This is a genomic window from Heliophilum fasciatum (genome assembly GCF_004341395.1).
Classification (GTDB): domain Bacteria; phylum Bacillota; class Desulfitobacteriia; order Heliobacteriales; family Heliobacteriaceae; genus Heliophilum; species Heliophilum fasciatum.
In genome coordinates, this window is sequence record NZ_SLXT01000032.1 from 20,854 (window position 1) to 27,008 (window position 6,155).

Genomic DNA, 6,155 nt, shown 5'->3' on the forward strand with positions numbered 1-6,155 from the left:
TACAGCTTTTTTTTTACGCCAAATGAATAAGTCCATAGCCATAATTACGATCGCGCCCCGGTTGTCCCAGATCGATCGCGTGTTCTAAAAGTTGCTGCCGTACTTGATCGGGCATGAATCGTTTGTTGCGTACTGCTTTGGCATACGATTGAAGTAGGGCAACGACACCGGTGACATGGGGGGCGGCCATGCTCGTTCCGGAAAGACGTACATAGCGGTTGTTGGGGTAGGTACTGAGAATATCAACACCGGGAGCGGCAAGCATTACTTCTGGGCCTTGACTGGAAAAGGAAGCTCGCTGCAAATGCTGATCAACAGCGGCCACCGTAATGACGAGGTCGGACCAGCGTCCAGGGTAATCGACAGTGTCAGTGCCGTTTTTATTGGCATCGTTACCGGCGGCGGCAACGGCGACAATGCCGGCTTTTTTTACTTTGACTAAGGCATCGCGAACTTGTGCGTTGCTTTTTGAACTGCCAAAGGATAAGTTAATGACGTCCATTTTATTGATAATGCTCCATTCAAGGCCGGCGATGATGTTGCGATCGCTACCCACGCCCCGGTTATTGAGTACTTTCAGTGCGTATATTTGGGCTTGTGGGGCAACGCCGACGATACCAACTCCGTTATCGGTACCGGCGATAATACCGGCTACATGAGTGCCGTGACCGTTATCATCATCAAATTGCTTGGTATTATTGATGAAGTTATATCCCCCGTGAATATTTGGCTTTAAGTCGGGGTGGGACCGATCGATACCGGTATCTAAGATTCCTACGCGAATATTCTGTCCCTTGGTTTTGCGCCAGACTGCGGGTGCATTGACTAAACTTATGCCATAATCCATGACTTGAGCGGGAACGCGCTGCATAATGCGTACGATGCGATAGGGAAATAGATGGAGATCGGTATCGTGAAGATCAAAATTCATGAGATTTATTCCTCTCCTTTCCTTCTGGTGACAATTCACTTTATGGAAAAGAAAGGTAATATGTACCTGCTCTTGTTCGACAAAAGAAGTAGCTTATCGATGGAGGAAAAAAATTACATCCAGCGAATTTCCTTAAAATAACAATGGAAACGAGGGATGTGCGTGGGGATCTTGGTAAAATTATTCCATCGAAGCACTCAGGGTAGAAAGCAAACCGAATCCGAAGATTTGCCATGGTCAATGCTGCACCATGATGAGCAAAGAAAACCTCAGCAAAGTTATCTTTACGAGGAAGAGGAGCAGATGCTTTTACGCGATTTTAATCTTTCGTTGATTATCACTAAAATGGCCTTTCAACTGGCCGTTGATCGCGAAGTGGCCATGAGCATCATGGCGAAGCAGTTGCAAAGCTTTGTGCTCTTAGATTTAGAGCGTCCACGCAAGGAGTATCTTTATCAGTTAACTAAAATTGCTCGGGAAGAGTCTGCGCGTTTTGCTGCTTGTACAGGCTTTATGAGCTTTGAAACGCTCGGTCGCTGTTGGCAGCGTTCGGGTAAAGATTTATATGATACAAATTTATCCATGGGTCCGTTAGGTGAGCAATTAGAAGGGAAACTCCAGCATGTGTTACGCAAGTATGCGCTGTTAGCAAAGGTTCCTTATTTGACCAAAGTAACTCGCTTTCCTGAAGAACCGTCTAGGATTGAAATGCCCCGTTTCCAAGCGATTCGCCCCTTTGTAGGTACGGGCATTCCTTGTGCTTGTTTTGAAGATGCATGTGCCATGGCCCAATCGTTAGCGCCGGCGATAGCCCGAGATGAACAGGAAGATCGAAGCGAGCACTATATGAGTTGCTATTATTAACTAAGTAAGAAGGGGAAGTCTTGATCATCAAGCGAAGATCGGCTAGACTTTTGATAGGAGGGAGGGGTATAGAAACGTGGAACCAGTCTCATTAACGGTAGCTTTTTTAGCGGGAATTGTATCGTTTTTGTCACCTTGCGTATTGCCCTTGGTGCCGGCCTATATTACTTATCTTACCGGTACGTCGCTTCATGAAGTTGCTGAGCCGGATGTATCCGAGACGGAAACAGCATCATCAGCGGGGCAGAAGCAGCGCATCCAAAATGTAAAAACACTTGGTCGAGCTGCTGTTTTTGCGGCAGGTTTTTCGGCAATCTTTATTGCCCTTGGCGCTTCGGCAACCTTTGTCGGGCAGTGGGTGGCGGCGTATCAATCAACGCTGCGGATTATTGGCGGTGCACTGATCGTTTTTTTTGGTGTCCATTTAAGTGGGTTGTTACCGATTCCTGGTTTGTATCGTGAGGTGCGCTTGGGCGGACGGCCGAAATCGGGCGGTTGGCTCGGCGCTTTTTTGTTGGGTATGGCTTTTGCTGCCGGCTGGACGCCTTGTGTGGGGCCGATTTTGTCGGCCATCTATATTTACGCGGCTACGAGTGAAACATCGAACATCGGTGTTGGTTTACTGACAGCCTATTCTCTGGGCATGGCCATACCTTTTTTGCTTACGGCCGTTTCATTATCATGGGTTGAAAAAAGTTTACGCCGCTTGGGTCGAGGTATGATGGTCCTTTCGGTGACCAGTGGGGCCGTAATGGTGGTTGTCGGGGTATTGATCATGACCAATCAATTGGGGCGGTTGGCGGGTTACCTTGATTTTTTACCGAACTTTTAATGAATGTATCTGTCAGATTACCAGCTGACAGATACATTCATTAGTTTAAAATAAAAAAACTTGCAACCATAGGCTGCAAGTTTTTCGTTCATTATGGGGCGATTGAGGGGACTTGAACCCCCGAATGCCGGAGCCACAATCCGGTGCGTTAACCACTTCGCCACAACCGCCATAATTATGGAGCGGGAAACGAGATTCGAACTCGCGACCCTCGCCTTGGCAAGGCGATGCTCTACCGCTGAGCTATTCCCGCAAATGTGATGGTGATCCATGCTGGACTCGAACCAGCGACACCCTGATTAAAAGTCAGGTGCTCTACCAACTGAGCTAATGGATCAAATGGCTGGGGTGGCTGGATTCGAACCAACGCATGGTGGAGTCAAAGTCCACTGCCTTACCGCTTGGCGACACCCCAAGAAAGATGGTGGAGAGGGTTGGATTCGAACCAACGAAGGCAGAGCCGGCAGATTTACAGTCTGCTCCCTTTAGCCACTCGGGAACCTCTCCGATAAGATGGTGCCTTGGGGCGGAATCGAACCACCGACACGAGGATTTTCAGTCCTCTGCTCTACCGACTGAGCTACCAAGGCAATTTGGTGACCCGTAGGGGATTCGAACCCCTGTAGCCGCCGTGAAAGGGCGGTGTCTTAGACCGCTTGACCAACGGGCCAATTGCTGAACGCAAGAAGTATCTTACCTGATTCCTGGATCACCGTCAATACTATTCGTTGGCAATTTTCGCTGAAAATATTCATTTTTATTCTAAAAACGTTTTAATGCTCGAAAAAGCTACTGATTTCAAAGTTTTTTATTTTGATCTGCCTTTGTTGTTTGCTTAGGTCTTCTCCTCGATTCTTTTCAACAAGGCAGCATCAGGGTATAATAGTAGGATGAAAGTAAAACACCAATTGAGGATGAACAATGAGTACTGATAAAAAAGGCTTTTTTACCTTAACCTATGGTTGCCAAATGAACGAACGGGATTCGGAAACGTTAGCAGGGTTTCTACAGGATATGGGCTATGTTGCGACAGAGGATGCTGAAGAAGCGGCGATTTTCTTGGTCAACTCCTGCTGTGTTCGTGAATCGGCAGAACGCAAGATTCTTGGTAAAATCGGCGAACTGCGTAAATATAAAATGGCCGATCCGGGTGTAATCATCGCGGTAGGTGGCTGCATGGCGCAGCAACCGCATATGGTGGAAAAGTTGCGCAACAGTTATCCCTACGTCGATCTGATTTTTGGCACTCATAATTTACACCGGTTGCCCCAGATGTTGACGGAATGTTTGCAATCGGGTGAACGCGTGATCGATGTCTGGACAACAGAAGGTGAGATTCACGAGGATCTGCCGGCCCGTCAAGCGAATGGATTGAAAGCCCATGTCACGATCATGTATGGGTGCAATAATTTCTGCAGTTACTGCATTGTTCCCTATGTACGGGGACGTGAACGCAGTCGTTTGCCCGGTGATGTGATCGCCGAAATTACCGCCCTGGCAGTGCAAGGTGTGCAAGAAGTTACCTTGCTTGGACAAAATGTCAATTCTTATGGCAAGGATTTGGAAAACCCCTTGTCTTTTGCCGATCTTCTGCGGCAAGTAGGGCAGGTGGAAGGCATCAAACGAGTTCGGTTTATGACATCGCACCCGAAAGATGTAGAACCGGAATTGATTGCTGCCATGGCGGAAGTACCGGCACTTTGTCCGCATATTCATTTACCGGTACAAGCCGGTAGCGATCGAATATTAAGAGCGATGAACCGCTACTATACACGTCAAGATTATTTGCTGCTGCTGGGGCGTCTGCGTGCTGCTGTACCCCATCTGGCGGTGACGACGGACATCATTGTCGGTTTTCCCGGAGAGACTGATGAAGATTTTGCCGACACGCTTGATTTGGTGCGGAAAGCGCAGTTTGATCATGCCTTCACGTTTTTATACTCCAAGCGTTCCGGCACACCGGCAGCGGAGTTGCCAGAGCAGATTGACGGGGAAACCAAACGCAATCGTTTTCAACAGTTATTGGCGCTGCAAAATGAGATCAGCTTGGCCATCAATCAACGGCTCTTAGGACAAGTGGTCGATGTACTGGTTGAAGGCCGCAGTAAGAACGATGCGACCCGCTTAACGGGACGCACCGGCAGCAATAAGATCGTCGTTTTCCCTGGCGATGATCAGTTGATTGGACAAACCGTTGCCGTGAAAATTAACGAAGTCCGTACGTGGACCCTGCTGGGGGAACAACTGGCGAAGTGATAAGTAACTGGAGGGCTCTGGGGTGACCCGGAGCTTTTGTATGTAAACGCAGGAGGATAACGAGATGAAAGCCGTAACTCCGATGATGAAGCAATATGTGGAGATCAAGCAGCAAAACCCTGATGCGTTGCTTTTTTTTCGCCTCGGTGACTTTTATGAAATGTTCGGAGACGACGCTCGCTTGGCTTCCCGTGAATTAGAAATTACGCTGACAGGGCGCGACGGCGGCTTAGAAGAGCGGATTCCCATGTGTGGTGTGCCTTATCACAGTGCTGAGGGATATATTTCTCGCTTGGTCACCAAAGGCTATAAAGTTGCCGTATGCGAACAGGTGGACGATCCTACGCAAGTCAAAGGGATTGTACGCCGTGAAGTGGTTCGTGTGGTTACGCCGGGTACCTTGATGGATACGCAACTGTTGCAAGCCAAAAGCAATAACTATCTGGTAACGATTGCTCGCAGTGATGACGGTTGGGGATTGGCGGCACTGGATATCATGACCGGTGATTTTCGAGTGACCCGCTGGCGCTTGGATGAAGAAAGCAGTGTTCATGGCGAGATTGCTCGTTATTCTCCGAAAGAACTTTTGCTCCATCCGGCACTGATAACGCAGGAGCCTGGTTTTGGTGCTCCCTGGAAAGAGCAAGGCGCTTTGGTAGCTGCCTACCCGGCCGAGGGAATGACGGTCGATCAAGCGACGAAACTGCTCAAGCGTCATTTTGGCGTGGCTCACCTCCAGGCCTATGGTTGCGCACAGTGGCCTGTAGCCCTGTTAGCAGCGGCTGTGACGCTGCGCTATGTCCAGGAGACCCAAAAGGCAAGCTTGCCCCATATTACCCATCTGTATTCCTATACGACGGAAGATTTTATGCGGATCGACCCGGCGACGCGGCGCAATTTAGAGCTTACGCAAACGATGCGCGAGGGCTCGCGGCGGGGTTCCCTGCTCAGTGTTCTTGACCGTACGGTAACGGCGATGGGTGGGCGATTACTGAAGCATTGGCTGGAACAGCCACTTTTGCAGGCAGAACTGATCCGGCAGCGTCAAGCCATGGTAGCAGCCTTCGTTGATGACGGACTGTTGCGTGAGGATCTACGTGCCGAATTAAAAGCGGTCTATGATCTAGAACGTTTAGCCGGCAAGGTTGCTTATGGTACCGTCAATGCTCGTGATCTCTTAGAGTCCGTCCAGGAACCCAATGGAACCAAGTATGGTATCCGTTGAAACCGTGTTTTTTCCAAATTAATCAAGAAAATAGCCGCAAACCGTAC

General features: G+C 49.0%; 5 protein-coding genes and 7 tRNA genes. 4 read left to right on the forward strand and 8 right to left on the reverse strand.

What is annotated here, in order from left to right; all coding sequences use genetic code 11:
* Positions 1–13 precede the first annotated feature (13 nt).
* Positions 14–931, reverse strand: a complete 918-nt coding sequence (locus tag EDD73_RS12915) for a S8 family peptidase (protein WP_207668887.1) — start codon at positions 929–931, stop codon at positions 14–16.
* Positions 932–1,234: 303 nt separating this feature from the next.
* Between EDD73_RS12915 and EDD73_RS12920 the strand changes: the two genes are divergently transcribed.
* Both EDD73_RS12920 and EDD73_RS12925 read left to right on the forward strand, forming a co-directional pair.
* Positions 1,235–1,795 (forward strand): hypothetical protein, encoded by a 561-nt coding sequence (locus EDD73_RS12920; protein ID WP_131920589.1) that lies wholly within the window; start codon positions 1,235–1,237, stop codon positions 1,793–1,795.
* 76 nt (positions 1,796–1,871) lie between these two features.
* Positions 1,872–2,627 carry a cytochrome c biogenesis CcdA family protein gene (locus EDD73_RS12925; RefSeq protein ID WP_131920591.1) on the forward strand — a complete coding sequence of 252 codons (756 nt, stop codon included), beginning with the start codon at positions 1,872–1,874 and terminating at the stop codon, positions 2,625–2,627.
* A gap of 94 nt (positions 2,628–2,721) precedes the next feature.
* On the opposite strand, the gene EDD73_RS12930 is transcribed toward EDD73_RS12925, so the two are convergent.
* The 7 genes from EDD73_RS12930 to EDD73_RS12960 all read right to left on the reverse strand — a co-directional run bounded on the left by EDD73_RS12930 (position 2,722) and on the right by EDD73_RS12960 (position 3,297).
* Positions 2,722–2,797: transfer RNA gene (locus EDD73_RS12930), tRNA-His, on the reverse strand.
* A gap of 8 nt (positions 2,798–2,805) precedes the next feature.
* A tRNA-Gly gene (locus EDD73_RS12935) sits at positions 2,806–2,880 on the reverse strand.
* An 8-nt stretch (positions 2,881–2,888) separates the two neighbouring features.
* Positions 2,889–2,964 (reverse strand) — tRNA-Lys (locus tag EDD73_RS12940).
* Positions 2,965–2,967: 3 nt separating this feature from the next.
* Positions 2,968–3,042, reverse strand: a tRNA-Gln gene (locus EDD73_RS12945).
* A 7-nt stretch (positions 3,043–3,049) separates the two neighbouring features.
* Positions 3,050–3,134 (reverse strand) — tRNA-Tyr (locus EDD73_RS12950).
* Positions 3,135–3,141: 7 nt separating this feature from the next.
* Positions 3,142–3,217: transfer RNA gene (locus tag EDD73_RS12955), tRNA-Phe, on the reverse strand.
* A 4-nt stretch (positions 3,218–3,221) separates the two neighbouring features.
* Positions 3,222–3,297 (reverse strand) — tRNA-Glu (locus EDD73_RS12960).
* A gap of 251 nt (positions 3,298–3,548) precedes the next feature.
* Here EDD73_RS12960 and miaB point away from each other — a divergent pair.
* Together miaB and EDD73_RS12970 are read left to right on the forward strand one after the other, a co-directional pair.
* Positions 3,549–4,883, forward strand: a complete 1,335-nt coding sequence (gene miaB, locus EDD73_RS12965; RefSeq protein WP_131920593.1) for a tRNA (N6-isopentenyl adenosine(37)-C2)-methylthiotransferase MiaB — start codon at positions 3,549–3,551, stop codon at positions 4,881–4,883.
* Positions 4,884–4,947: 64 nt separating this feature from the next.
* Entirely contained in the window at positions 4,948–6,108 is a 1,161-nt protein-coding gene (locus EDD73_RS12970; RefSeq protein ID WP_131920595.1) for a MutS N-terminal domain-containing protein, read from the forward strand.
* Positions 6,109–6,155 lie beyond the last annotated feature (47 nt).